Below are 26,800 nucleotides of genomic sequence, written 5' to 3' on the forward strand. Positions count from 1 at the left end.
TGTTGGTAGCTTTTTTGGGTTGGAAAGGGAGTGTTTATTACAGTTAATTTATAGTTCACTATATAGCTGAGCGCTACATAGGCTCTGAGGCATCTAAATCGACATTACAACGCTCAAATTCAGCATTAATGGGTACGTTTAATACCTCCATAGCGCTGCCTTCACCCTCAGCATTGTTGATCTTCATATACTTGACACCGAGCGGCGATTCCATAAACGTCTGAATCTTAGTCATCTCTTCTGGTGTAGGGTCAGCCATCGGCGTGGCGATTTCTTCGCCGTTCATAGCCCGCAATTGCTCATTACCAAAAGCAATTAGCTTTTTGCCCACATCTGAAGAATAAAATTCGTTTAGCTCATTTAACTCTGCAGCAGTAAACTGGCTCTTATAAAAAGCATCCATTTCAGCCTTGCCCAAGTCTTTGTCGCGCGACTCAAGACAGCTTACTTGTTCGTCATTGAGCGCACCGCTATTAATAATCGGCGTGAATAGTAGGCTGTTGACAGTATCTAGCGTAATCGTTGTCATGACCAAGTCATCTTGAGTGGCAGGTGCGGTAGCATCAACTTCAGCAGTGCTTGCACCACTGGTGGTGTCGTCGGCGGTTTCTGGTGTTTTATCACAGCCCGTCATGAATAATAGCGCCGCAAGCGTGCTACTCAGTAGTGACGTTTTAAGAGCAGTATTAGCAGTAAAAAATGGCATAAATAACCTAAAAGTAGAAGACGGATTTCGAAAAGATAACACACTCAAAGGTGAGCTATCTTTTCAGTGTTGCCAATAACTAACTCTTAACTACTTATTAGCAAATAGCTTGTCTAGCGTCTGCTCAAACTCATGATAATTTAAGAAATCATACAGCTCCATGCGGGTTTGCATGGTATCAACAACTTTTTCTTGTGTGCCATCAGTTAATAGATGCTGATAAACGTTTAATGCCGCTTTGTTCATCGCACGGAATGCTGATAGTGGGTACAACACCATCTCGACACCCACGCCATATAGCTGGTCAGTGGTGTAAAGGTCGGTCTGACCAAACTCTGTCATGTTGGCGAGTACTGGAATATCTAGTACATCTGTGAACTTACGATACATTTCGATATCGGTTAAGGCTTCAGCAAAAATCATGTCTGCGCCTGCTTCTTGGAAGGCAACAGCGCGCTCTACAGCGGCATCAAGTCCTTCAACAGAAAGTGCATCAGTACGTGCCATAATGACAAAGTCGCTATCAGTTTTGGCATCAAGCGCCGCCTTCAAGCGATCGACCATTTCTGAGATACTGACGATTTCTTTGTTAGGGCGATGACCACAACGCTTTTGGGCGATTTGATCTTCGATATGTACGGCGGCCACACCAGCTCTTTCCATCTTTTTAATCGTTTGTGCGATGTTAAAAGCACCGCCAAAACCGGTATCGATATCGACCAATAGCGGTGTTTCTACAGCGTCAGTAATACGGCGCGCATCTTCTAGGACATTATCAAGGCTCGTCATACCTAGGTCAGGTAGACCAAATGAAGCATTTGCCACGCCCGCGCCAGACAGATATAGTGCTTGGTGACCGACTTGGGTCGCCATCATCGCCGTATAAGCATTGATTGTACCTACGATCTGTAGCGGTTGATTGTTATCATTTTTTTGTTTCATGGCACTGCGGAAGCGGGCACCAGCGGATGATGAAGTCATGTCGTAGTCCTTACGTGGAGGGGTAATCTTATCGTTGTTGCCTTTGATTATACCCAATTATTCAAGCCCACAAAGCAGTGTTTTACGATAATCGTTTAATTTTTATAAATATATAAATTAGTTAAATTAAACCTATTTATTAAATGAATAGCATTATCTATTTTTATGCGGTTGAGGAAGACTATTATTCATAAACCTCAAAAATTGAATTAGGACAGCTGAGGTGTTTTACATTTAGTTACAATTAACTTTGTTTTACTATAACAACGAAAAAGCCCTAGTAGCTGAGCTAAAAGGGCTTTTTTATTAGCTAAAAGCGGCGTTTCAGCCATTCGCTAAATCTTAAAAACCAGTTAACCAAGCATACCTGCGAGGTTGGCTAAGAATAATAAGGCGACACCGCCTAAGAACAGTAAACTTATAATCGAATAAATATTCATACCTGCTGATAGTTTTTGATGGTTTTTCACTAAAGAGTAGTTCAACCAGCCAAAAATAGGCGCAGATACAAAGGCAGATATCATAGCGAACTTCAACATCGCGCCTAACTGTCCGGCGAAGAAGCTGATAATAATTAAGCCACCGCCAATGGCATAGGTCGTCCAAAAAGCAATCTGCTTCCTATTAATCTCGTGTTCACCTTTTAGCAAACGCCAGCACTCAGCATTGGCACGACCGTAACCATCCGCACAAGTAATGGTAGTCCCAAACATGCACATAAAGGCGACGAAGGCGACTAGCAGTCTTGACCATTCACCGATAGTGGCAGTATACATATTGATAAGCTGATCAATATAAGCAACGCCAGCGGTTTGAATCTCTTGACCGGAGCCATACTGAACGAAAACACCCAATGCTAAAAAGAACAACGCTAAAATAGCAGAAACCAAAAAGCCCACATTAAAATCAAGCAAACCTTGTTTATGAGTGGTGTTGTCCGCTTTTCTCTTTGCCGATGTCCACATCGAGGTGATAGCAGCGAACTCAAGCGGCGCTGGCATCCAACCCATCAATGCTACGATAAATCCTAATGTCGCTAAATTCCAAGGAGACGTCGGGATAAAATCAGGCGTCATCACCGTCGGCTTGCCAGCAGCAATCAGGACCGCTAATACGGTTGCGGAGACCAGAGCAATCATAATCCATTTGGTGACCCCATCAAGCAACTTATAATGACCGGCAATCAGAAAAAACCAGGATACCGCAACGATTATGACCGCTAAACTGATACTAGACAGTCCCACGGAAGCTGGCAGCATAAAGCCCAATATTACCGCCGCAAGTAGTGTCACAGCACCGGTACTAATCACCGCAGATAGGATAGATAAGACAAAATAAATCCATAGATAGGCTTTTGAGCGCTTAGCATAACCGGCGATTAAGCTCTCGCCAGTATCATAGACATAATCTGTACCGAAGCGAAAAAACGGATATTTGAAGACGTTGGCCAAAATAATCATAATGGCCAGCTGCCAGCCATATATGGCACCTGCTTGGGTGGATGAAATCAAATGCGAGCCGCCAATAGCCGCTGTCGCCATTAGAATACCGGGACCAAAGATGCGCCAGCTAAATCCTTCTTGCTGGGCAGCAAGGGTATCTTCAGCGCCTTTATTAGGGGTGCTAGGGTTATGGAATGGTGGTGTGGACATGAATACCTCGAGATGGTTAATACGGCAAATCATCACTTTCCTGTGTCAGTTTGCCAGTGATCATTAGAGAAGCGCTTTATACCATTTGCACAGCGCTTATGTTAAAACGCTAAATATAAAACGATTCATTTTGTATCGACTTTAGCATAACGATGCCGTACAGGAGAATGGTTATTAAAATTATTATTACTATTTGTTTGCATGTCCATTCTAGATAGTTAGCATAATAAGCGATTACTATCAAGTGTCAGGACTGATTATTTTTTGCGGTTCTTTATACCATAATAACTGGCTAATATCTGATAATTTCAGGCTATTCTTATCATTTACGGCATTGAGGTAAATTTTTGCTGCCGATAAGTGATACCGCGCTGCTCATAAACCTGATAGATAGCGCTTAACAGATCTGGGATTTTAGGATGTACAAAGTCTTTTAGCGTATGTAAATAGATAGGAGAGGTGACATTTTCGTGAATCAACCGCTGATAGCTGATTTGTTCCGTCCGCACTGTCTGTAGGCTAGCCGGCACTAAAGTAATGCCTTCACCAGCAGCAACCAAACCAAGAGCGACTTGCAAATCACTCACGGTGGTGGTCATAAAGGGAGAGATGCCATATTGAGCAAATAAATGCAGCAAAGGTTCGGTGATTGGCTCATTTATCAGTGAATGCTCGCTGTTAGGAATAGCGTGTGCTGCGCTACTTTTTGCATCAGTTGTGAACGTCGCTGCCGTCGATGTGCGTGATGTTTTGTTTGAGGTTACTAGGGTTTTGGCGACGGGCAAATGCGTTTGGTGATATAGAATCAAGCGATTATTTGCCAAATCTATCAGGCGCTGTTCACGCACATGCGCTAACGGATGCGCTTTAGGCAGCGCCACCACATAGCGCTCATGACGCAAGAGTATCTGTTGAATCCAAGGATCTTGATGCGCAAAACGACCAAACCCCACATCAATCTCACCATGCTTTAGCGCATCCATTTGCTGATACGAGCTGATATCTTTTAGATTAACCTCGATATCAGGGTTGGACTGTTTGAGGGTGGCGATTACTTCGGGTAGTAGACCATATAGCACCGAGGGTACAAAACCAATATTCAATGCTGCGCTCGGCGCTGATAAGCGCTGGGTCATACTGGTAACGGTATCAATCTCTGTCAATATGGCACTGATTTTATCGTAAAAAAACGCACCGGCTTCGGTCAAGTGTAGTGGTCTGTGATAACGATCTACCAATACCACGCCCATGTCTGTCTCAAGTTGCTTGATGACTCGGCTCAGACTGGGTTGCGATAGTCCTGTCTTGGCGGCAGCGGCGCTAAAACTGCGCAAATCGGCGATAGCAATAAAGGCGTTGAGCTGCTTTAGATCCATGTTGTTATACCTATTACTTTTTTACTCATTGTCTTATTTCTGTATTCATCAGCTACTTAAGAGAAAATAATACGCTATTGGCTATGTTTTGTACCAATAATACGCTCACCTAGCCAAATTATGTTTGAAGCTAAGTAAATGACTAACTATATTAGTGGTTAACGATAGTGTTACAATTTAGCAAGCAATTAGTATCACCCCCTTAATTCTAGCAGTTATCCCATATCAGTAGTATAAACGGGCTTGGTATCATTCTATGAACGACAAAAATAATGACAATAGTGCTGACCTTGAAGAAAAATTGGCTAAAATTGCTAATACCAAGCCACGTAAGCACAAACGCAGCAATAATATCTACGAGCGCTTCATCAATCGTGTTGGCAGTACAGATGAATGTAGTCAGACTGAGGGTAAATCCGACCAATTAACGGCATGGGAAAAAACGCAAAAATCCTCTAGCTATGAGCCTTTAAGTGCAGAAGAGTTACAGTTATTTGCCAGCTCAGAGGCTGAGCAAGAGATAAATGTTGCAGCCTCAAATACCACAACTACAGATATCAGTTTTGATTTTAGTAACGAAGAGTATGTCTTTAACAATAACTCTCCGCTAGAACATAATCAGCAATCATCAAATACAGACTCGTTCAATAACTATCATAGCTATAATTTGAATGAAGATTTGAATGAAGACTTAAACCTCGAACTAGACAGTAATCATATTGAACATACTAATGAGGTAATTGACTTAACATCTACTGATGATACAAGTGCTAATCCAGCTCATGGCGATGACACAATCCTTGAAAATAAGGGCATCGAAAATACAGTCGCTCCCGTTATTGAAGCGATTACAAAACCGCAGGGTAAGCTGGCAAGCAATAAAAAGCCGCTCATTATTGGTGTCGCTCTCGGCACATTATTGGCCGCAATTATTGTGCTCACTTTGAATGCTAGCGGCATTTTATCTGCCTTGACAGAAACGCCTGCTACTGATGCCTCTAAAAATATGGCGAGCGATGTCGAGGACAAAATAAATAATGACATTAATAGCAATGCTCAATCAGCAGCTCAGGCTAAAACTACCTTAAACAAGGCCGCAGTGGTTGATGCTGAGCAATCAACAGCTAGCAATGGCAATCAAACCGCCGCACCGCAAACAAATGCCGCCGCTAATAAAAATAGCAGTACAGAGGAAGAGACAGAGCAGTCAATAGACGCATCTGCTGATGGCTCAAGTGGCGATCCAGCCATTACTTATGAGGACTTTAGGAAAGAGTCGCAACGTACATTATACCGTGAGGCCAATGATTGATAATTTTGAATCATTGGTTGGTTACTGTACTTACCCAAGATTTAGAATGTTCAAAACGCCCTAGCTTAAATAAAATTTTATCAGATATTAAAAAATAAACTTCCGTTTATATAAATTCAATATTTCGTACCGTTTGTCAGTCAGTTATAGCGCTCATACCAAAACAACTTGCATAGCATCAATACATTTGTATTATTGAATGTATTGATGCGGTTATATACCGTTGTTGACAAGGATTGACTTGGTATTGAGCTATGGAAAGTACAGACAAAAAACACGATTTTGATGACGGTTTTAATGAAGGTGTAGAGCTCAGCGAACACCCTGAACACCCTGATAGTGAGCTCAATATCAATACACGCTCGCGTAGTGTTTACGAACAATATTTGAAAAAAACCATGCAAGACATGGTACATGAACCAGAGTATTGCTCAGAAAACCCACCATCAAAAACAGCAGATTGTGATACTTATACTTATCATCCCAATATAACAGCTATAGAGGCCGAGTCTGAGCAAACAACGACTTTTCCACCAATTCTCAATAAAACTCAATCATCCGTAGCAAGCACTACAAAATCAAGTACTACAAAACAACCAATAGGCAAGTCTCACAGCAACGTTAAGCTGGTCATTTTGACGGCGGTATCCAGCGCGGTCATTATTGCTGTTACCGTTGTGATGCTTGATATGAATGGCAGCTTAGTGTCTGCCTTTGATCGTGTAACGTCACTCAGTAAACAAACATCAATGACGAGCGCCAATGCGCCAGTCGTTGAGGCTGAGCCAATGGTAAAGACTCAAGAAAATAAGCATGGCAATAAAAAAGAGATAGACAAACAAAGTATCAAACCGAATACAGCAGTAAAAAATGAATCTGCCAGCACTGAGCCAGCGATTACCTATGAGGACTTTAGGGAAGAGGCAAAAAATACCTTATACCGTGACAGTAAAGAGTAAATCCACTTTTCATACTTACCGTATAGATGCACTTCTATCTTAGTTTGGTATTTGAGTGATAAAGTATTGACTATCATTAGTATAAGAAAATCCCCTTCACCTCTTAGGTGTAAGGGGCTGCAGAGAGTGAGTTTTAATGACCTTTAGTGACGTTATTATTTTATATCAATGGACGCTAAACTAAAAAGGCGCAAAGTCTATCGTTAGGCCATATCAATTTCTATGGTTGTCAGGCTTGAATCTTCTGATAATTGGTAAGTTACCACCACATCATCTTCATCACGCTCTACCTGATAAGTCGCAAGCTTTACCTCTGTATCATCCAAGCATTGACCAGTCACAAGATCAAAGCGCTGCTTATAAATCGGCGAGGCGACATAAAGTATCGACTCTCTAATACCGTCGTCGCTCGTCAGCGTCGTACCGCCGATCAGTCCTCTAGATAGAACGTTTGCTCGACTAAAAGGGTCGTAGTTATCAATGGCGAATAACTTGCCTTCTTTGGTACGAAAAATGGCAATTTGCTTGCCGTCAATAAGCGCGCAAACGCCAGTCTCAGGGAGGATGTCTTGCAGTTTACAAACGGTATGCTGGGTCATGGGATTATCCTTAGCGTTTGACTATGAGTAAATAGAAATCAGACTCTAAACACAGCCAGTTCTAAAAAGTGCTAGCGCTGTGTTTAAAGAAGACAGTAGAGCGTTTAAGCCAATTCGGTCACTTGGATTTTGACTTTTTCAATATCCGTTGCGGGGCGAATCTGCGCGCGTTCATTGACAAAGACCACGTTATCATCTCCTTGTTCACTATTGACAAAATGACGGAAGCGTTTGAGCTTTTCGCTATCGGTAATGGTGGCTTGCCATTCGCAGACATAATTATCGACTAGCAGCTGCATTTGTGCTTCAAGCTCGTCCGCTATGCCTAAGCTGTCCTCAATAATGACCGCTTGTAGATACTCAAGTCCGCCTTCCAAACTTTCACGCCATTTTGAGGTGCGCTGCAGCTTATCGGCAGTTTTGATATAGAACATGATAATACGGTCGATATATTTGACTATCGTCTCGGTATCGAGGTCGGTGGCGAACAGCTCGCCATGGCGCGGGGTAATACCACCGTTACCGCAGACGAATAAGTTCCAGCCGTTTTCGGTGGCGATCATGCCAAAGTCTTTGCTTTGCGCCTCGGCACACTCGCGCATACAGCCTGACACACCCATTTTTATCTTGTGCGGCGAGCGCACGCCTTTGTAGCGATCCTCGAGCCTAATCGCCAGACCCATACTGTCATCCACCCCGTATCGGCACCAGTCATTACCGACACAAGACTTGACGGTACGTAGCGACTTACCATAGGCATGACCGGTCTCAAAGCCAGCGGCTACCAGTTGTGTCCAGATATCAGGCAACTGCTCCATACGCGCGCCAAATAAGTCCACGCGTTGACCGCCGGTGATTTTGGTATATAAGTTAAACTCTTTGGCGACTTGTCCGAGAATGATAAGCTTATCGGCGGTAATCTCGCCGCCCGGTACTCTTGGCACCACTGAATAGGTGCCGTCTTTTTGGATATTACCCAGATAATAGTCATTGCTGTCTTGTAGCGGGGTCAGCTCAGGTTTGAGTACGTAATCATTCCAGCATGACGACAAAATAGAGGCGACGGTTGGTTTGCAAATCTCGCAGCCATGACCACTGCCATGTTCGGTGAGTAGCGCATCAAAGGTTCGAATACCATGCACCCGAATTAAGCTATATAACTCCTGACGGGAGTAGGCAAAATGCTCGCACAAGTCGTTATTGACCTCAAAGCCTAAGGTAGTTAATTGGTAGCCTAAAGTGTCCTTAACCATGGGCGCACAGCCACCGCAGCCCGTGCCAGCATTAGTGACCGCTTTGACATCGCCAATCGAGTAGGCACCATTGTCGACTGCAGCGCAGATAGCGCCTTTGGTGACGTTATAACAAGAGCAAATCGTTGCCGTATCAGGCAGGTTTTCTATACCCATCGTCGGTTTTTCGACATTGGGTAGTATCAAACTCTCAGGATGAGCGGGCAAGTCGATATCATTGAGATACAGCTGCAATAGGTTATTATAATCCTCAGTATCACCAACCAATACCGCACCAAGCAGGCGTTTGTTATCAGCGGTCGTGACCAGCTTTTTGTAGATACCTGTCGCGGGGTTTTGATATAAATAGCTCAGACTATCTACAGCTTTTCCATGCGCATCGCCAATACTACCAACATCGACGCCCATGAGTTTGAGCTTGGTACTCATATCAGCGCCTATAAATACCTGCTCGCTATGACCTGCGATTTGCGCCGCGCAAATGCTCGCCATACTGTAGCCGGGCGCGACTAAGCCAAACACTTTATTGTCCCATACCGCGCATTCGCCAATGGCATAAACGTGCTCAGCATTGGTGCGACAGTGCTCATCAATTAAGATACCACCGCGTGCGCCCATCTCAATACCGCAATCAGGGTTGCTCTTTATAATATCGTCTTGCGGACGAATACCTGCGCTAAAGACAATCATATCGGTATCGAGCGAGGTATCATCGGTGAATTGCATGGTGAGATGACACGCATCAGCGCCGTCAGTATTTGGATTGGCTATTATCTCTTTGGTGTTTTTACCTGTCAAAACCGTGACACCGAGCGCTTCGATTTTACGTTTTAAAATATCACCACCAGCGGCATCAAGCTGAACACCCATCAGCTGCGGCGCAAATTCTACAACATACGTCTCTAGTCCTAAGGTAACCAAGGCTTTGGCTGCCTCTAAACCAAGTAGACCACCGCCCACAACCACGCCTTTTTTGACTGAGGGTTGCTCGGCGATGGCAAGGATGTCGTCCAAATCCGCAATAGTGCGATAAACGTGGCAGTGCGGATGATCGCGTCCTGTAATAGGCGGCACAAATGGGTAGGAGCCTGTGGCCAGTACCAGCTCGCTGTAGTCAATCTGCTCACCATCTTCTGTGGTAATAGATTGGGCGCTTGAGTCAATATTAACAATGCGTTGATTGAGATGCAGTTCGATATTTGATGACTTATAAGCGCTAAGATCAACTAAATTGAGCTTGCCAGCATCTTTGTGCTCAAAATAGCTGGATAGATAAACGCGGTCATAAGCAGGGCGATCCTCTTCAGCGAATACATGAATCTCAAAACGCTCATGTAGGCCTTGTTCTATGGCGCGTTCAACGAAATGGTGCCCGACCATACCGTTACCGATGACGACTAGCTTAGGCTTACTGGTTGTATTCATTGCTGTGTTACTCATACATTTATCCTCAATAAAGGGTTGTCTAAATATTGCGGTCTAACGGTTGTGACGAAGAGTAATATTTAGTGCCTACCTCCATTACTGATTCAATAACTGTGCCAAGCACCAAAGGTGCGCGCAGCTTCTTCCCTTTATGAGTCGCTAATAATGTGAGGATGAGTGCAGTGCACCTAGTCTGTTTATAAGTAATCAAAGCGCTAAAAGCCCTAAAAGAGATTGGGATAATAAAGAGTGGCTAAAAACGACTACGCTTTAAAAAGTGGCAACAGCGTTCAGTTATGCACCAAAATAGATGACGTGATGCACCATATTGATTACTAATGGCGCTATTAGTATTTTTTATTGATATAACCAAATCAAGACAGTTTTTATTATTAATGAAATATAGTTAATCTTTTCATTAAGGCTTGAATGTCTTTGATAGCAAGGCGTAGACCCTTTTATTGATAATTAGGATATATAACGATAATCACCACTAAGTCTTCTACTGGCACAGCCATTGCACCGCCCTAAGTGTTCTAACTGATAAGTTTTTTCACCATTACTTATTATGACAACTGTAAAGTTAGCCCCTTAAGGAACTCGTTTATGTCATCATCGCCAACCTCTAAATCTGCTGCGCCAACACAAGATAAGCTCAATATTTTCTCCTTTAAAGATAAAAATAAGATTCTACATTTAGGCTGGATCGCTTTTTTCTTAACCTTTTTTGTCTGGTTCAACCACGCGCCTTTTTTGTCTGCCATTGGTGAGACCTTGAATTTGAGCAAAGATCAAATCAAAACTTTGCTGATATTGAACGTCGCGCTCACCATACCTGCCCGCGTCATTATCGGTATGCTGACTGATCGCTTTGGGCCACGACTCATCTACACCGCCATTTTAGCTATTGGCGCGATTCCCTGTTTTACCTTTGCTTTTGCGCAAGATTACAACACCCTTGCCTTGTCTCGATTCTTGCTAGGCTTCGTTGGGGCAGGCTTTGTAGTGGGTATTCGCTTGATGAGCGATTGGTTCCCTGCCAGTGAGCTGGGGACGGCTGAAGGCATTTATGGCGGCTGGGGTAACTTTGGTTCCGCTGCGGCTGCATTGCTACTACCAACGGTTGCTATTGCTGCCGCTGCTATATTAGGCGGTGATGAAGGCTGGCGTTATGCGACGGCCACCTCGGGGGTGGTGATGATGCTGTATAGCGTGATTTTTTATAAGATGGTGCGTGATACGCCCAAGGGTGCCACCTATTTTAAACCCAAAAAATCTGGCGCGATGATGGTGACCTCAACCGGCGATTTTTGGCTGATGATGACCTTTAAGCTACCGATGTATTTGGCATTAGCACTCTTAGCGTGGAAGCTATCACCAGAGGGTGTCAGCTTACTCAGTCAGGCGACTGTGAACATAGTCTATATCGGTCTGACCCTGCTATTTATTTATGAGTTTGTCAGCAGTTACCGCTTTAATAAAGAGGTATTTACGACGCCGGTGCCAAAAGCGCAGCGTTATGATTTCAAGCAAGTGGGTATTTTAAACATTTTATACTTTGCCACCTTTGGCTCGGAGCTGGCGGTGGTGTCTATGTTGCCGCTGTTTTATCAAGAGACCTTTAATCTATCGATTGTCATGGCAGGGGTGCTCGCCTCAAGTTACGCCTTTATGAATCTGATGTCGCGTCCGGGCGGTGGCTGGCTAAGTGATAAGTTTGGGCGCAAGATTACCCTACTGATTTTGACCGCAGGACTAGCAGTCGGCTATGTACTGATGGGTATTGTCGACTCGACGTGGCCGATTGCACTGGCGCTACTCATCACCATGTTTTGCTCGTTCTTTGTACAAGCCGGCGAGGGCGCAGTCTTTGCGGTCATTCCGCTGATCAAGCGCAGTATGACCGGACAATTCGCGGGCATGACAGGGGCATATGGCAATGTCGGCTCAGTGGTTTATCTGACCGTACTCAGCCTCGTCTCCTACCAAGCGTTCTTCTTTGTCATTGCGGCAACCGCCGTGGTTGGATTCATAGCGCTATTCTTTTTAAAAGAACCTGAAGGCGTGATTGTTGAAGAGATGCCTGACGGTAGTTTTGCGCAGATTCAGGTAAGCTAACTATGCAAAAAGATACAACGCTAAACGCTCAAAGTATAGATACAACGAGCCATGACGGTGCGCATGAAGCACTGTGGTGGCTGGATTTTTATACGACAAAAGGACGCAGAGCTGAAAACCAAGACAGCTTGCTGGTGACCACTTGTCTGCCATATCGCAAGATAGCTGAGACTATTGGTATCAATAACCAGCATTATCACGCCCCTTTATTGGTATTGATAGCCGATGGCGTTAGCGCTTGTCAGTTTCCCAAACAGGCCAGTCGATTGGTGGTTAATACGGTGGCTCATCACCTGACTTTAGCGCTTGAAAACACGCTGCTTGATAAAACAGCATCGACAAGCTTTGATGATCATCAAATCGCTAGCCTAATTAAAATAGCGGTGAACAAAGCCAACGATGCGCTGTATTTCCCGCAGGTTTATCAGCGCGTACCGCCTTTGTTGTCCACTTTGTCAGGTCTGCTATGCATCGGCGATCGCATCCATTTATTCCATACGGGAGATTCGCGCATTTATCGTATCGATATCAATAGCTCGACAGTGCTGACCAAAGACCACCGTGTCCATCGTGGTCAAGATAAAGGGGCGCTGTCTGCGGCTATCGGCGCAGATATGTACATTGAGCTGCAGCAGTCGGTGTTTACCTTGCATCAAGAGGAATGTCTGGCACTAATGACCGATGGCGTCTATGAGTCTATTAACGCCGCAGAGCTTGAGTTTGAGCTGTGTACAGCAGCACGAGCGCTAGGTACATCAATGGAGACGTCAAAGCTGGCGAATGATATTTCTATCAGTCAAAACCTATGCGAGCAGGCGTTTAATGAGGGCAGTCATGACAATTTAACGATGATAATACTCGGTATAAAGACGCAATTACTCCATAAAAAAAAGACAGGCGACGGTGATCATACTAACGACAGTAGTGACAATGTAAATAATGACAATGGTAATAATGACCCGTTTGCCCTTCACGATATCTATCGTTATCAGTTATTAACGGGCTTAGACGTTGGCGCACGGATCGATGGCTTCACAGTCGTTGAGGTGATAGCGCGTACGGCTCGTAGCGAAGTGTATTTAGTCGAGGACGAGTATAAACGGACATTCGTTATCAAGTCCCCAAGCCTAAATACTGTAGCAGATGGCAATTATCTACGCGAGTTTTTAAAGGAGCGCAGCATAGGGCTTAGCCTATCCAAACATAAGCGAGCAGGCGAGAGCGCTTATAATCAAGCTGACCCTAATACCTTTACAGACACGCATAGCGCATCAAATTACAAAGCCGGTTTAAGCAAAAACCTAGCACATAGTGTGTCAGGCTTGCTTCGCTATTATCCTGTGCCTGCCAGCAGTCACTATCTGTATCACTTGACTGAATACATTGAAGGCGAGAGTCTAAGAGCTTTTATTGATCGTCACGCACCGTGTGATGTGTGGCAAACTTATGATTTACTCACCAAGATCGGTATGGCAGTGCGAGTGATGCATCGGCACTACCTGTTGCATCAAGATATCAAACCTGAAAACATCCTAATAAGCGCTGATGGTGCGATCAAACTGATTGATTTTGGTTCGGCAAGCTCCTCAATACTCAAAGACAGCACCAGACCTCCCAACGGCGATCTACATTACGCTGCACCAGAATATTACAGCGATGCACCAAAAGGAGTGCACTCTGATCTATTCTCTATAGCGGTGATTGGTTACGAGCTGCTAACTGGCACTCGTCCTTTTAGCTCGCAAGCACTCATGAATGCGACTCAAACCAACCAGACCTTAATCCTGCCGACCGAACGTTTACGCAAGTACCGTGTACCCGCTGCTAGCCAGCAAGCGTTATTGCGTGCGCTGCATCCTAATACCCAAGCTCGCTACCAAGCGATTGGCGAATTCCTACAGGATTTTAACCCTGATAATGCTAGCAATACTAGTGAGCCTGAACCGCTTATTGTCCGCCGTCCACTACTGGTATGGCATAGCATTTGCTTTATTGAGTTTGTACTCATTTTATCGCTGTTGGCTTATTTCACATAAGGTGAGCTTTAACCAAAAATGATATGACACGCTATATATTTACTACTGTACATTACAGCTAAGGAATACTCTTATGATGTCGTCATTGGTATCAAATGATCAAGCACCACTTACAACTAAGAACTGCCAGAAGTCCAAAACCACACTACATGCTAGTGCTGACAGTACAGGCATCGTCATCATTGGTGCGGGTATGGCAGGCAGCCGTTTTGCTATTGAGCTGGCGCGCGCCCGGCTGCAAACGGCGTCGGAAAATTCAAGCTCTTTACCGATAACGCTTATCAGCAAAGAGCAACACGTAGGCTACAATCGTATTATGCTGTCCCCTGTACTAGCAGGCGATACCGTGTTTGAGGATACTTATCTTTACGACCAAGCAGAGTATGAGCAGCTTGGTATCACTGTGCTTGCAGGTGTCAGCGTCGATGCGATTGATAGCGCTCAGCAGTTAATAGAATTGGATAATGGGCAGACGCTAACTTATGCCAAGCTAGTACTAGCAACAGGTTCGAGCGCGCGTGTTATTCCTTTTCCCAATCATGATGCTATAGGCGTTCACGTCTTTCGTGAGGTCGCCGATGTTAAGGCGCTCAGCCAGTATGCGCGTCAAGCTAAGATAGGGATCGTCATTGGTGGCGGAGTCTTAGGGCTGGAGGCGGCTTGTGCATTAACCGCACAGGGGGCGTCGATGACCGTTGTACACATGGATGACTATGTACTTAACCGTCAACTTGATTTGCCTGCTGCTACCTTATTGCAAGCAGAACTGGTCTCTCGCGGTATCAGGCTAGAAGTCTCGGCTATTACCGAACGTATAGTGACGACAGCCAGCAAGGTCTGCGGGTTATTGCTACAAGACGGGCGCACCTTGCCTGCTGACTTTATCGTAATGGCAGTAGGCGTCGTGCCAAATGTAGCACTGGCAAAGGGCAGTGATCTTGAGGTCAATCGCGGCATTATCGTTGATAATTATATGCGCACTAGTTGCCCCAATGTTTATGCTATTGGCGAATGTGTGGAGCTGGACGGTGAGCTGTTTGGGATGGTCGCGCCCGTCAATCAGCAAGTCGATACTTTGGTTTCTGTATTAAAGGGCGCTTTATTAAAAGATACTGTATTAGAAAAAACCCTATCAAAAAATACTGTGCTTAAGGACTCTGTGTTAAAAGACGAAGGGATAGTAGTTAACAGCTCAGAGCCCAAAAAAAACTGGCAGCCCTTTATTAGCAAACCTTTATCATTAAAACTAAAGGTATCTGGTATCAGTGCTTTTTCAGCAGGACAAGTTGATTTTGATGAAAGTGATGCCTTAAATATAGAAACCATCACCTATCAGCAAACCAGCATCAACCACTATCACCGCCTCTACTTGCGAGACAACAAGCTCGTCGGCGCGGTACTCTACGGTGAGGTAAATGAAGGCGGTTTTTACAGTGAACTGGTTAACAGTAGCACTGATATTACAGCGATAAGAGAGCATTTAATCTATGGTGCGGCCTACTGTGATTTGAATACCCTAAATTCAAGCAATATAGCAAAGGATGCAGTAGAGGAAGTCTTATGAATGACAACCTCAGCGAAAAGACTCTAAAGGTTTCTAAAAATACCCAAAACATGACAAGCCAAGTCATTGCGACGCAAGATATAAGTGCAACCACAAACCCTACTCAAATAACGCCACTAGGCGCTTTAAACAACCATTCGGTAACGACCATTCGTACCACTTGTCCTTATTGCGGCGTCGGCTGCGGGGTTTTAGCTCAGGTTGATACAGCTGGCACTATCAGTGTAACAGGCGACCCTGAGCATCCTGCCAATTTTGGCAAACTGTGCTCAAAGGGCAGTGCGCTGGCACAAACGCTGGGAGTTGAGCGCCGATTGACTGAGCCTTATTATCAAAACAAGCTGATGTCTATGCAACGACAACAGGCTATACCAATAGCGCCATTAGATATAGCTTCTAGTAATAAAGCTATAAACGCATCTGCGACAAAAGCGCTCATAGAAAATACGGATTGGGACACGGTATTAGAAGATATTGCTCATCGCCTAAATGACACCATTGCCAAGCATGGTCGCGACAGCATTATGTTCTATGTCTCAGGGCAGCTATTGACTGAAGATTATTATGTCGCCAATAAATTTATCAAGGGCTTTATCGGTAATAACAATATCGATTCTAACTCCCGTCTATGTATGTCATCAGCGGTGGCAGGACACAAACGTGCGTTTGGCGCTGATATCGTCCCCAGTAACTACGAGGATTTGGAAGCTTGCGATTTATTGGTGCTAGTCGGCTCCAATATGGCTTGGTGTCACCCTATATTGTTCGGGCGTTTCCTTACTGCCAAAAAAGCGGATGCTCATAAAAAACTTATAGTCATTGACCCGCGCCGTACTGACTCTTGCGAGTTTGCAGATTTACATTTGCCTATCGCTGCGGGCACCGATACGCATTTATACAATGGACTACTGCATTATCTTAGCGAGCAAGAATGCGCAGATGAGGCTTATCTTGAGTATGCGAGCGGTGTTGATGACGCTTTGAGTGCGGCTAAAACATGGAGCATTGAGAAAGTGGCAAGCGCTTGCCAAGTCAGTATCCAAAGTATTCGCCAGTTCTATCAGCTAGTCGCTAGCCATGATAAGACAGTGACCGCGTTTAGTATGGGCGTCAACCAGTCCAAAAGCGGCACTGACAAGGTCAATGCCATTATCAATACCCATCTACTGACAGGGCGGGTCGGCAAAGTAGGGGCTAGTCCGTTTTCACTTACTGGTCAGCCAAACGCCATGGGCGGGCGTGAGGTCGGTGCGCTATCCAATCTATTAGCCGCGCATCTAGAGTTGAATAACAGCGTACATCGGCAATGGGTAGCTGACTTTTGGCAAACGCCGCAGCCTATAGCACCAACAGCGGGTATCCAAGCTTGCGATGCTGAAGAGGCGATTTTGGATGGACGTATCAAAGCCATTTGGATTATGGCGACCAATCCTGTGGTGAGCTTACCTGAAGCCGACAGATTTCGCCAAGCGCTCGCTCACTGCGATTTGGTTATTGTGTCTGATTGCTCGGTAGACAGTGATACGGTGCACTGCGCGGATATTGTCTTGCCAGCGCAAGGTTGGGGTGAGAAATCAGGTACAGTGAGCAACTCTGAGCGGCGTATCTCACGCCAACGCACCTTGATGCCTGCGCTCGGTCTTGCCAAGCCCGACTGGTGGATACTCTCGAAAGTCGCTACGCGTATGGGGCTGGCAGGCTTTAATTATCAGCATCCTAGCGAGATATTCAATGAGCATATAGCCCTGACTGCCTTTAAGAATGATTTTAGCCAGCCTGCATCTTCAACCAATCAACCGCGCTATCTGAATGTAGCAAAAGATTTGTCAGTGATGCATGTTAGCTCAAAGCTAGATAGTCATCATAAGAGCCAAAAGACCATCTTACCTTTCTTAAGTCATGACGACTATGAAACCATGACGCCCTTTCAATGGGGCGGTGCGCGCATCGTGCCCCTGCAAGCCAACCTTATCGCTATCACGCCAGCCGCCAAGGCCAGCTTGCCCAATCTGCATCAGTATCGCTCAAAATCAAAAGTGAATAATAAGAAAAGCGATAACAGGAGCGCTACTTCTGAGTCTGATAGTGATAAATTACTGACGGTACCTCTACGACTAATTACCGGCAGACTACGCGATCAGTGGCATACCATGACGCGTACGGGACTGGCGTCGCAGCTCAATCAGCATGAGTCAGTACCGACGCTAACCCTGCATCCCGATGATGCCAAAAAACTCAGTATCGATAAGGATGATTATGTGCAGTTGCATCCTCGCTATGAAAGTAGGGAAAAAGATAGTGAGTCGATTGATGCAAATGAGCACGCTAAGGTACTGGCACAAGTCGCCATCAGCGATAGTATGCGCATCGGTGATGGCTTTATGCCGATGCACTGGAGCGATGCTTTTGCTAGCTTTGCCCGCGTAGGTACGCTCATTCCAACCGTAGTCGATCCGCATTCAGGGCAGCCTGAGCTTAAAAACTCAGCCATTTTTATCAGTCGCGTACCGATGCAGACGCTTGGCAAGATTTTGGTGCATCCTAATCTCCAAGACGCCATGCTGGTGCACTTGCAGGCTATAAACAGTCGTCTTGCGCAACAACAGCGAGACCAATTATCAGAGCAAGCATCGTTTTCAAATTTAAATACAGAGAATGATTCGTCCTATTTAGTATTGCCAGCGCTGACATGGAGTATCAGTCGGCAAGTAAATAGTGTCTTAATTACTTTAGCTAGTCCAATTAATAACGTTGTCGAACAATTACTCGACCCTAACTTTTGGCAACAGTTTATCGACACCTATCAACATGATCTAACAGATAAATTGTTGCTTAATAGCGCTTTTACCCTTAATCAATTGGCAGGACAACTGCGCTTTATCTCAACGCAATCGGATACGAATGGTGTAGAGATAGATGGTCACGCATCAGATATTACAAGCGCTACGAAAGATAACGTCCAACTACTGCTCGCGGTTTACTTCGCTCCAGAAGTGACTCAACTACCGAGCAGTCATTGGCTCGATAGCTGCTTTGCCAGTACCGAGGCGATACCCGTTGATCAGCGCTATAAGTGGCTGCTCGCAGGTCGTCCAGCCACAGGTTATATCGACCCAGGTCCATTGGTATGCTCGTGTATGGCAGTCGGAGAAAATATCATTATTAATGCAATTACCAATGAGCAGTGTCGTAGCGCGCAAGCGGTTGGCAACGCTTGCCGAGCGGGTACCAACTGTGGCTCATGTATCGGTCAGATTAATGAATTGATCGCACAGTACGCGCCACTTATGCAAACTTAGAGAGGCAAATGGCACATCACTTGCAACTGATAAGTACTACTAATGGTAAGTCAGTTACCGTTTAAAAGGACTGTTATCAGGGCAACCAAGTCATTCAAGTTATTTGTTCGTCAAGTATTCACTTTGCTGTATTCATACTGTTATTAGGAGCTATCGCCATGAGTCATTCATCTGTATTTGTTCCAAACCTTGCAACCCATAATTTGGCGAATCAAAATTGTGCTCAAAATGCTAATTCATTAAATAGACAAGACTCTGTATGTACAGGCGTAGTCTATTTAGTTGGCGCAGGCTCGGGTGATCCTGAGCTATTAACGCTAAAAGCCTTGCGTGTGATGCAGCGGGCAGACGTCGTGCTCTATGATAGTTTAGTCTCGGAGGATATTTTAGATATGTGCGCGCCGAGCGCCGAAAAGATATTCGTCGGTAAACGCAGATCCAATCATGCCTTACCGCAAGAAGGCATCAACGAGCTACTCGTTAAGCATGCGCTGGCAGGCAAAACAGTCGTCAGACTCAAAGGCGGCGACCCTTTTATCTTTGGGCGCGGCGGTGAGGAGCTCCAAGAAGTCGTGCGCCACGGCATTCGCTTTGAGTCTATCCCCGGCATCACGGCCGCCAGTGCCGCTGCGAGCCGAGCAGGTATCCCATTGACCCATCGCGATCATGCGCAGTCTGTCAAGTTTGTCACTGCTTGCAAAAAGGCAGGCGCGCCTAACAACGACTATCATGAGCATCTAGATAGCACGCAAACGGTGGTGTTTTATATGGGTTTGCATCGGTTAGATGAGATGACTCAGGGATTGATGGCTGCAGGTCGCGACAGCGAGACGCCTTTTGCTATTATTAGCCATGCCAGCTTACCCACGCAGCAGCTACTTATCGGCACGCTTGGCAATATTTCTAGTCAGCAAGCGAGCGCGAATTTGCCAACCCCTGCGCTTTTAATTATGGGCGATGTGGTGACCTTATATCATGAGTTTGCCGCCTACAATCTTGGCGCTTTGGGTAAAAGTGTATTTGCTAACATTGAAAACACTGTAACGACTAAAATTACGGAGGTAACTTAATCAGCTGTCCTGCACGAAAACAGTGCGTAGACAAAAGATAATAATAGTATCGGCATTCATGATTTTTTATTAATGGTGACTTAAGTTTTAGCAGCTTTTCTTCCCAGTCCCATCTTCACATTTGCCAATATCAGTCCGGATAAAATGAGCGTCATCGCCAGCATTTTCCACCACGTTACTATCTCTCCTGTGAACAGCACTGAAGTTGCCATACCGAATACAGGCACCAGTAGGGCAAAGGGCATAACCTTAGAGGCTATATTTTGCGCCAGTAGATGCGCCCATAGTCCAAAGCCAATCAGGGTTGAGATATAGACAATAAACCCAAGCGATAGCCAAGACTTAATCGATGCCTGCGTAAATGTCGCAAGCTGCCATGCTTCGGTCTCGAATAGTAGAGATGATAACGTCAAAATCACACAAGCGATCAGACCGCCCCATACTACCAGTGCTAGCGCAGACAGTGCCGATGTCTTATTTGAAGCTTTATTATTGCTATTAATAGGCGAGGTAGTAGAGGTGTTACTAATGCTTTGCTGCGTTGAGGCTTGTTTTGAAGCAATATTGCCAAAGCTCCAACCTATGGCCGCAATCAAGATACAGATAAAACCAATCAAAGGCATATCACCGCCGAGATTGAGTGCAATGACACCCAGTCCTAGCACACCGACCACCATACCGATGATTTGCATGCGACTCACCGCTTCACCCAGTATGACAAAAGCCAGTAATACGGTGATAAAAATCTGAACCTGTAGCAATAACGCCGTCAATCCTGCCGATGCACCCAAATGCATGGCGGTGAATACAAAGGCATATTGCATGACAAAGGTACCGATGGCATAAATAAATAGCGTACGGTTGAATTTAGGTGGCTTGAGGAACAAAACCAACGGCACGGCAGTAAAGAAAAAGCGTAGGGCAGTGAGCATTAGTGGTGGAAAGCTTTCAAGCGCCCATGCAATAAAGGTAAAATTCACACCCCATATAAAGGTAACCAATACGGCTAAGGCAATGTGGATTGGGGTCATCAGATTATCCTAAATAATGATTATTAATTGACATTAAATTGTTGAGTTTGGGCGTGATGGAATTGACCAGTACAAATACAGCCTATGCCGTTATGCTGCCGTCAAAGTTTACAGTTAAACACACTAATCCTTGTTTAGACTCTAAATCGCAATCAATCGATTATACTCAAACTAGGGCGTGTCCTTATTTTAAAAATGGTGATAAAAATGAGGTAAATTGCAGTCAAACAAGGAAAATAGTGCAGATAATATCGAGATATTACCTAGCTATTTGACGATGTTTGGCAAGATTTAACCATTTTTATCACCATTTAGATTGCTATCGGTTGAACTGAGGACACGCCCTAGAGCGACTTAAGAGCTTATCACTTCCCTTAATAGTCAATAAAAAAGCAGACATCATAATCGATATCTGCTTTTTTGTATTTCAAAGTCGCTTTTTAAGTCATTATTTTTAAGCAATGATCAGTCCTGAGGTTTGATTAAGTACTTCTCACCAGTGGCTTGTTTACCATAAGCGGCGATTGACTGTAACTGCAACGCTTCTTGTAGCGTGACTTCATGCGTATAGCTGCTGGCAAATGTGGTGGTAATTTCCTCTGCCACACGCTTGCGCATCGACATAACCGTTTCAGTGCCCAGTTTGGCGAGCGCATTGAATAATAGGAATCCATTAACACCCCACGCAAAGCCAAAGTTACGATTTAGGGTAATAGGACCACGGTTTAATGCCCCATAAATATACGCTTGTTTAAAAGTGGTAGAACCGTAAACGTTGTATTCTTCTACATCAGCAGTGATAGCGGCTTCCATACAGTTCAGAATATCGCTGGATAATTGACCGCCGCCGATAGGGTCGAATGAAATCGTGGCACCTGTTTCGACAATCGCTGCGGTTAAGTCCGCAATGAATGTATCACTGCTTGAGTTGACCACATATTTTGCACCCATATCACGTAACAGTTTTTCTTGCTCTTCCTTACGTACGATATTGATCAAATCAATACCATCAGCCATACAAATGCGGTTAAGCATTTGTCCAAGGCTAGATGCCGCTGCTGCATGAATGATGGCTTTGTGACCCTCAGCACGCATGGTTTCGACCATTGCCAGTGCGGTAAGTGGGTTCACAAAAGACGAAGCGCCTTCTTTAGCAGTCGTGCCTTCTTTTAATTCCAAGCAGCTTTTTACATTGACACAGTGATATTGACGATATGTACCGCCGCCAATCACAGCAACCATTTTGCCCATTAGTGCTTGTGCGGCTGGCGATGAACCCGCTGCGACCACCGTGCCAGCGCCTTCGTTACCCACAGGTGTGTCTTTATTCACACGTGTTTTCAGTGCTGGCATGAACTTTGCGGGAACATCAGCGGTAACGATAGGGTTTTGCTCAGTACCTGATTGTACGGCGGTTGACATGTCAGCCGCGCTAAACATCACCCCAAAGTCAGAGGGGTTTAATGGTGCCGCTTCAATACGAACGACGACTTCATCGGCACCAGGCTGCGGCATCTCAACATTTTGTAAAGATAGCGTTAATTTATTGTCGTCACTGATGGTTGAAACCAGTTGGATATTTTTATCAGTCATAATTTTTGCTCCTGCAAATGATGCGTGGCATCACTGCTTTGATTGATATGGGCTGTATTTTAGTCTTAATTGTATTCTCAGCTACATTATTTAGATTGGGCAGCTTGTATTTGAGCTTTCACGTGTTGCATAAATTTGGGCATATTTGCTAAGCGATCTGCCTCTACTTTTTGGGCAATGTCAGATTGACTCATCTTATCATTCCATTCTTTCATGCCGGGTATCTCTGCCAGCACATCCCAGTCAAGTTGGGTTGCGGCAAAGGCATTGACGATTGTGTTTACATAATGAACATAAATATCAGCCATCGTGAACTGTTCACCTGCAATCCAAGGTGAAAATTGACATAGACGATTTAAGGCAGTTATGCCTCGAGTTAATACTTGGCGTACTTCTTCTTTGACAGCGTCAGGGGCGTTGGTGCCTGAAAATACATAAGGAATCAGGCGGCGGCTTGGCAGTTCAAAATAGAGCTCCGATATTTTCATGATTTGACGGACAGCTGCACGCTCTGTCGCAGATTCAGGATAGAGCGGTATAGCAGGGTAGGTCTCTTCAATAAAATCACAAATAACACTCGATTCTGAAAGAGTAACGCCCTCATCTGTTGTGATAGCAGATACTTTGCCCACTGGGCTGACGCGTAGTAACTCATCGCTACCAGCGAATATAAGGTTTTCTTGGAATGGCAGTTCTTTATACAAAAGAGCATATTTGACTATATTGTAATAGTTGCTCGCAGCAAAACCGTGCAAAGTAAGCATAAATTATTATTCCGTTATTAACGTGAAGGTTGCTTTTAGTTGTAGTGCTCAAGCTAAACATATTATTCCTGTTTTTTAATAGGGTGATATATAGCGTAAAATGTGAATCACTATTGCTTTTAAGACAATAATAGAGTCAAAACATTCAAATATTGATGTTTATATGATAATAATTGAATATTTATTGAATGGAGACAAGGATTCGATCAACTGCGTGCGATACGATATTTTAGTAAAGTCGTCGAAACAGGTAGCTTTACTAAAGCGGCAAAGGTGTTCGATGTACCGCCATCCTCATTATCAAGACGCGTGTCGGATTTGGAAAAGAGTTTGGGTGCGACACTATTAAAGCGTTCGACTCGTTAAACTGACCGAAGTGGGTCAAGTTTATTATAACGATGTGCAGCACATATTGAATCAACTAGAGCAAAGCAAAGAGACCGTTCGTAGCTATCAGACAACGCCAATGGGGCGTTTACGCATCAGCGCAATGGTGGGTTTTGGCGAGAAGATATTGCTGCCTGTGTTGGATGATTTTAGTGCGTTATATCCTCAAATTGTGCTCGATGTCAGTTTAAGTGATGAGCGATCAACACTTGGACGCGATGATGTCGATATTGCGATTCGCGGTGGTTATGCACCAAATGAGCGGGTAATTGCAAAACGTCTTATGGATAACAGTTTTATTCCAGTCGCGTCACCACATTATTTGGAAGTACATGGCGTACCGAATCATGCACTAGAATTAAGAGAACATAAGGGTCTTTATTTTAAGACGCCATTAGGAATGACGCCATGGTTATGTCTTATGGATGATCAGTGGCATGATGTCTCAGGACCAGTGGTAGCAATTTCAAACAATGGCCCATGGCTGGCAAAAAAAGCCTGCGCGGGCGACGGTATTCTAATGTCAACGCGATGGGCGTTGGCTGAATATCTTGAATCGGGCGCATTACAAGAGCTTAAGTTTGAACATCCATTAGCAATCACTCAGAATTCTGAGATGGCCGTTTATTTGTTATACCAAAAACAGCGTTACTCAGTACCTAAAGTAAAAGCAGCAGTAGACTTTTTGGTAGAGAACATAAAAGTAACCAATGAGTGTTAAAGGATAAAGTTATAAGATAGACCTTATTGGTTTTATGTTTATTTAAAGCTTTGTTCATATAAATAATGTAAACATAAATCTTTGTTAAATATGACTATAATATCTATTTTTTTATAAATTAAAAATAATTCGATTCATGAACTATCCGTAAATCGCAGTTTTTTGGGACTAATCCAAGATTTTGAACAATCCACTTCATGAACCTAAACTTAGTATTTCGTAACTTAACGAATATGCGATGATATCCGTTATGTAAGTTTTGGACGAATGACTGTACGGATTTGACGGCAGAGGTCAAAATATATAGAGATATATCTTAAAAAGAACAACACATTAAATTAATTAAATTAGTTAGATTCCTCATAACGAAAATTTAAAAATAAAAGTATCAATGGTCTATATGTTTATAGTCCATTTGGTAGGGTGCACAGGTTTGCCAAGATAAATTATGTTCAAGAAAAACGCTGACAGACAATATATGAAAACTATGACAATGTATCGTACAGGTTAGTATTTCGATCCCTTGATAGGGTAGAGGATCTTTGTGGTAAAAGTATTGCCAATTAGAATAGAAGTCGATGAAATAGTACTTTTGCAAGAGATTTAATGGGTATACATGAAAGGAACCTATCTTAAAGTAAAGTTTATTTCTAACATTAAATAAGGTGAAATATTTAGTATGTATAACTCAATACTTAAGCACTAGGTTTTATTAGTAGATAATAGTGAGTGCGAGTTTACCGAAGTAAATAAAGCAGCTGCTGCCTTTGCAAGTTTTCCACTTAACATTCAAAATACCTTAGCTCGAAACTTTAAGATAACTGCGACTTGTGCGAATAATAGGCGATTTTATGGTCTATTAGTTTAATTTATATAGCATTATTAATAACTTCAGTCTGTCGCTATTAATGTTACAAACTTCCGACTATTTAGAAAATATTTTTAAGTATCATCAAATTCATTTTATACACATAAAGCCTCATTTTTAGAGAGTAGATTAGTCATGTTTGAATTTGATTTAAGCTTAAAATTACTGGGATATAGTCACCTGACCACAAAAATGTTATAAAATAAATCAACTAAACGATTACCACAATAAATAACCATGACTTACTCCCTAGATTTTCGCAAACAAGTCTTAAAAAGCTTAGATGAGGGCATGACCTTTGCTGAAGCTGCTGTTTTCTATGATATCAGTCCAACGACTATCCAGAAGTGGAAAAAGCGTCTTCATAGTAAAACCACTCGATATATTAAGCCCTACAAAATAGAGGATGAAGCCTTAGCTCAAGATGTCAAAGACCACCCTGACGATTATCACTATGAGCGAGCACAGCGTTTTGATTGTAGCCCAACAGGCATCAGTAAAGCCTTAAAGCGTATTGGTGTTAGCAAAAAAAAAGACACTTGAGCATCCCAAAGCCTGTCCTGTGAAAAGAGCGACTTATCTAGCCAAGCTTAACCACTACATTGCTCAAGGCTTTGCTATTGTCTATATGGACGAAAGTGGGTTTGAGAGTGAAACGATGCGTCCTTGTGGTTATGCACCCATTGGTAGCCCCTGCATTGGCAGTTACAATTGGCAAGCCAAAGATCGAACCAACGTCATTGGTGCACTATATGGCAAAACGCTGTTTGCACTCAATTGCTTAAAGACCAACATTAATAAAAAGATTTTCTATCACTGGTGCAAGTTCACGCTGATACCAAAGCTTAAGAGAAAATGTGTAATCGTTATGGATAATGCAGCCTTTCATAAGCGCGTTCAAAAGCTGCTTAACAGGCATGGTCACAGGCTATTATTCTTACCTCCTTATAGTCCTGACTTAAATCCCATCGAGAAAAAGTGGGCTCAAGTGAAGTTTTTACGCCAAGGTTGGATGGAAAATGACTTATCTAAATTGTTTTATGATATTCATCCAAAACATAACTCTTTTGTAGTGCAGTGACTATA

Annotated in this window: 20 protein-coding genes; 11 read left to right on the plus strand and 9 right to left on the minus strand. The window is 43.9% G+C overall.

The genetic code is table 11. The features are described 5' to 3' along the window. Window positions 1–73 precede the first annotated feature (73 nt). The 4 genes from W293_RS0112245 to W293_RS0112260 form a co-directional block, all read right to left on the minus strand. The gene (locus W293_RS0112245; RefSeq protein WP_025652713.1) at window positions 74–706 is read right to left on the minus strand and encodes a DUF2059 domain-containing protein; all 633 of its coding nucleotides are present in this window, start codon (window positions 704–706) and stop codon (window positions 74–76) included. 90 nt (window positions 707–796) lie between these two features. Next, window positions 797–1,687: a methylisocitrate lyase gene (gene prpB, locus W293_RS0112250; protein WP_025652714.1), complete on the minus strand. Its 891-nt coding sequence runs from the start codon at window positions 1,685–1,687 to the stop codon at window positions 797–799. A gap of 353 nt (window positions 1,688–2,040) precedes the next feature. After that, entirely contained in the window at window positions 2,041–3,339 is a 1,299-nt protein-coding gene (locus W293_RS0112255; protein WP_025652715.1) for an NRAMP family divalent metal transporter, read from the minus strand. 326 nt (window positions 3,340–3,665) lie between these two features. Beyond that, window positions 3,666–4,715 carry a LysR family transcriptional regulator gene (locus W293_RS0112260; RefSeq protein ID WP_025652716.1) on the minus strand — a complete coding sequence of 350 codons (1,050 nt, stop codon included), beginning with the start codon at window positions 4,713–4,715 and terminating at the stop codon, window positions 3,666–3,668. A 256-nt stretch (window positions 4,716–4,971) separates the two neighbouring features. Here W293_RS0112260 and W293_RS0112265 point away from each other — a divergent pair, with 256 nt between their 5' ends. Together W293_RS0112265 and W293_RS0112270 are read left to right on the plus strand one after the other, a co-directional pair. After that, the gene (locus W293_RS0112265; RefSeq protein WP_025652717.1) at window positions 4,972–6,027 is read left to right on the plus strand and encodes a hypothetical protein; all 1,056 of its coding nucleotides are present in this window, start codon (window positions 4,972–4,974) and stop codon (window positions 6,025–6,027) included. Window positions 6,028–6,281: 254 nt separating this feature from the next. Continuing rightward, a complete protein-coding gene (locus W293_RS0112270; protein WP_025652718.1) occupies window positions 6,282–6,986 on the plus strand; it encodes a hypothetical protein in 705 nt (234 codons plus the stop codon). 203 nt (window positions 6,987–7,189) lie between these two features. Here W293_RS0112270 and nirD read toward each other — a convergent pair whose 3' ends face one another. Continuing rightward, complete coding sequence (nirD, locus tag W293_RS0112275) at window positions 7,190–7,585, minus strand: nitrite reductase small subunit NirD (RefSeq protein WP_025652719.1); 396 nt, start codon at window positions 7,583–7,585, stop codon at window positions 7,190–7,192. Window positions 7,586–7,689: 104 nt separating this feature from the next. Then, entirely contained in the window at window positions 7,690–10,278 is a 2,589-nt protein-coding gene (gene nirB / locus W293_RS0112280) for a nitrite reductase large subunit NirB (protein ID WP_025652720.1), read from the minus strand. Window positions 10,279–10,869: 591 nt separating this feature from the next. On the opposite strand from nirB, the gene W293_RS0112285 reads away from it, so the two are divergent. From W293_RS0112285 to cobA, 5 genes are all read left to right on the plus strand, one after another. After that, window positions 10,870–12,381 carry a NarK family nitrate/nitrite MFS transporter gene (locus W293_RS0112285; protein ID WP_025652721.1) on the plus strand — a complete coding sequence of 504 codons (1,512 nt, stop codon included), beginning with the start codon at window positions 10,870–10,872 and terminating at the stop codon, window positions 12,379–12,381. Window positions 12,382–12,383: 2 nt separating this feature from the next. Next, complete coding sequence (locus tag W293_RS0112290; protein WP_025652722.1) at window positions 12,384–14,417, plus strand: bifunctional protein-serine/threonine kinase/phosphatase; 2,034 nt, start codon at window positions 12,384–12,386, stop codon at window positions 14,415–14,417. Window positions 14,418–14,490: 73 nt separating this feature from the next. Beyond that, window positions 14,491–15,981 carry an NAD(P)/FAD-dependent oxidoreductase gene (locus W293_RS0112295; RefSeq protein WP_025652723.1) on the plus strand — a complete coding sequence of 497 codons (1,491 nt, stop codon included), beginning with the start codon at window positions 14,491–14,493 and terminating at the stop codon, window positions 15,979–15,981. Beyond that, complete coding sequence (locus W293_RS16420) at window positions 15,978–19,280, plus strand: molybdopterin-dependent oxidoreductase (protein ID WP_025652724.1); 3,303 nt, start codon at window positions 15,978–15,980, stop codon at window positions 19,278–19,280. Before W293_RS0112295 ends, W293_RS16420 begins: the two co-directional genes overlap by 4 nt. A 158-nt stretch (window positions 19,281–19,438) precedes the next feature. Then, window positions 19,439–20,350: a uroporphyrinogen-III C-methyltransferase gene (gene cobA / locus W293_RS0112305; RefSeq protein ID WP_025652725.1), complete on the plus strand. Its 912-nt coding sequence runs from the start codon at window positions 19,439–19,441 to the stop codon at window positions 20,348–20,350. Between the two features lie 80 nt (window positions 20,351–20,430). Here the strand turns inward: cobA and W293_RS0112310 are convergent, their stop codons facing one another. The 3 genes from W293_RS0112310 to W293_RS0112320 form a co-directional block, all read right to left on the minus strand. Further along, on the minus strand, window positions 20,431–21,381 hold the full coding sequence (locus tag W293_RS0112310) for an EamA family transporter (RefSeq protein ID WP_025652726.1): 951 nt from the start codon (window positions 21,379–21,381) through the stop codon (window positions 20,431–20,433). A gap of 465 nt (window positions 21,382–21,846) precedes the next feature. Then, window positions 21,847–22,974, minus strand: a complete 1,128-nt coding sequence (locus tag W293_RS0112315) for a zinc-binding dehydrogenase (RefSeq protein WP_025652727.1) — start codon at window positions 22,972–22,974, stop codon at window positions 21,847–21,849. 86 nt (window positions 22,975–23,060) lie between these two features. Continuing rightward, entirely contained in the window at window positions 23,061–23,738 is a 678-nt protein-coding gene (locus W293_RS0112320; RefSeq protein WP_025652728.1) for a glutathione S-transferase family protein, read from the minus strand. Window positions 23,739–23,957: 219 nt separating this feature from the next. Between W293_RS0112320 and W293_RS17620 the strand changes: the two genes are divergently transcribed. The 4 genes from W293_RS17620 to W293_RS0112335 all read left to right on the plus strand — a co-directional run bounded on the left by W293_RS17620 (window position 23,958) and on the right by W293_RS0112335 (window position 26,795). Continuing rightward, window positions 23,958–24,104: a LysR family transcriptional regulator gene (locus W293_RS17620; protein ID WP_350588006.1), complete on the plus strand. Its 147-nt coding sequence runs from the start codon at window positions 23,958–23,960 to the stop codon at window positions 24,102–24,104. A 10-nt stretch (window positions 24,105–24,114) separates the two neighbouring features. After that, window positions 24,115–24,846 carry a substrate binding domain-containing protein gene (locus W293_RS16425; RefSeq protein ID WP_198016450.1) on the plus strand — a complete coding sequence of 244 codons (732 nt, stop codon included), beginning with the start codon at window positions 24,115–24,117 and terminating at the stop codon, window positions 24,844–24,846. Window positions 24,847–25,951: 1,105 nt separating this feature from the next. Continuing rightward, window positions 25,952–26,257: an IS630 transposase-related protein gene (locus W293_RS0112330; RefSeq protein WP_025651943.1), complete on the plus strand. Its 306-nt coding sequence runs from the start codon at window positions 25,952–25,954 to the stop codon at window positions 26,255–26,257. Beyond that, on the plus strand, window positions 26,232–26,795 hold the full coding sequence (locus W293_RS0112335; RefSeq protein ID WP_198015433.1) for a transposase: 564 nt from the start codon (window positions 26,232–26,234) through the stop codon (window positions 26,793–26,795). Before W293_RS0112330 ends, W293_RS0112335 begins: the two co-directional genes overlap by 26 nt. Window positions 26,796–26,800 lie beyond the last annotated feature (5 nt).

Source organism: Psychrobacter sp. TB67, from assembly GCF_000511065.1.
In the GTDB taxonomy this organism is placed as follows: Bacteria; Pseudomonadota; Gammaproteobacteria; order Pseudomonadales; family Moraxellaceae; genus Psychrobacter; species Psychrobacter okhotskensis.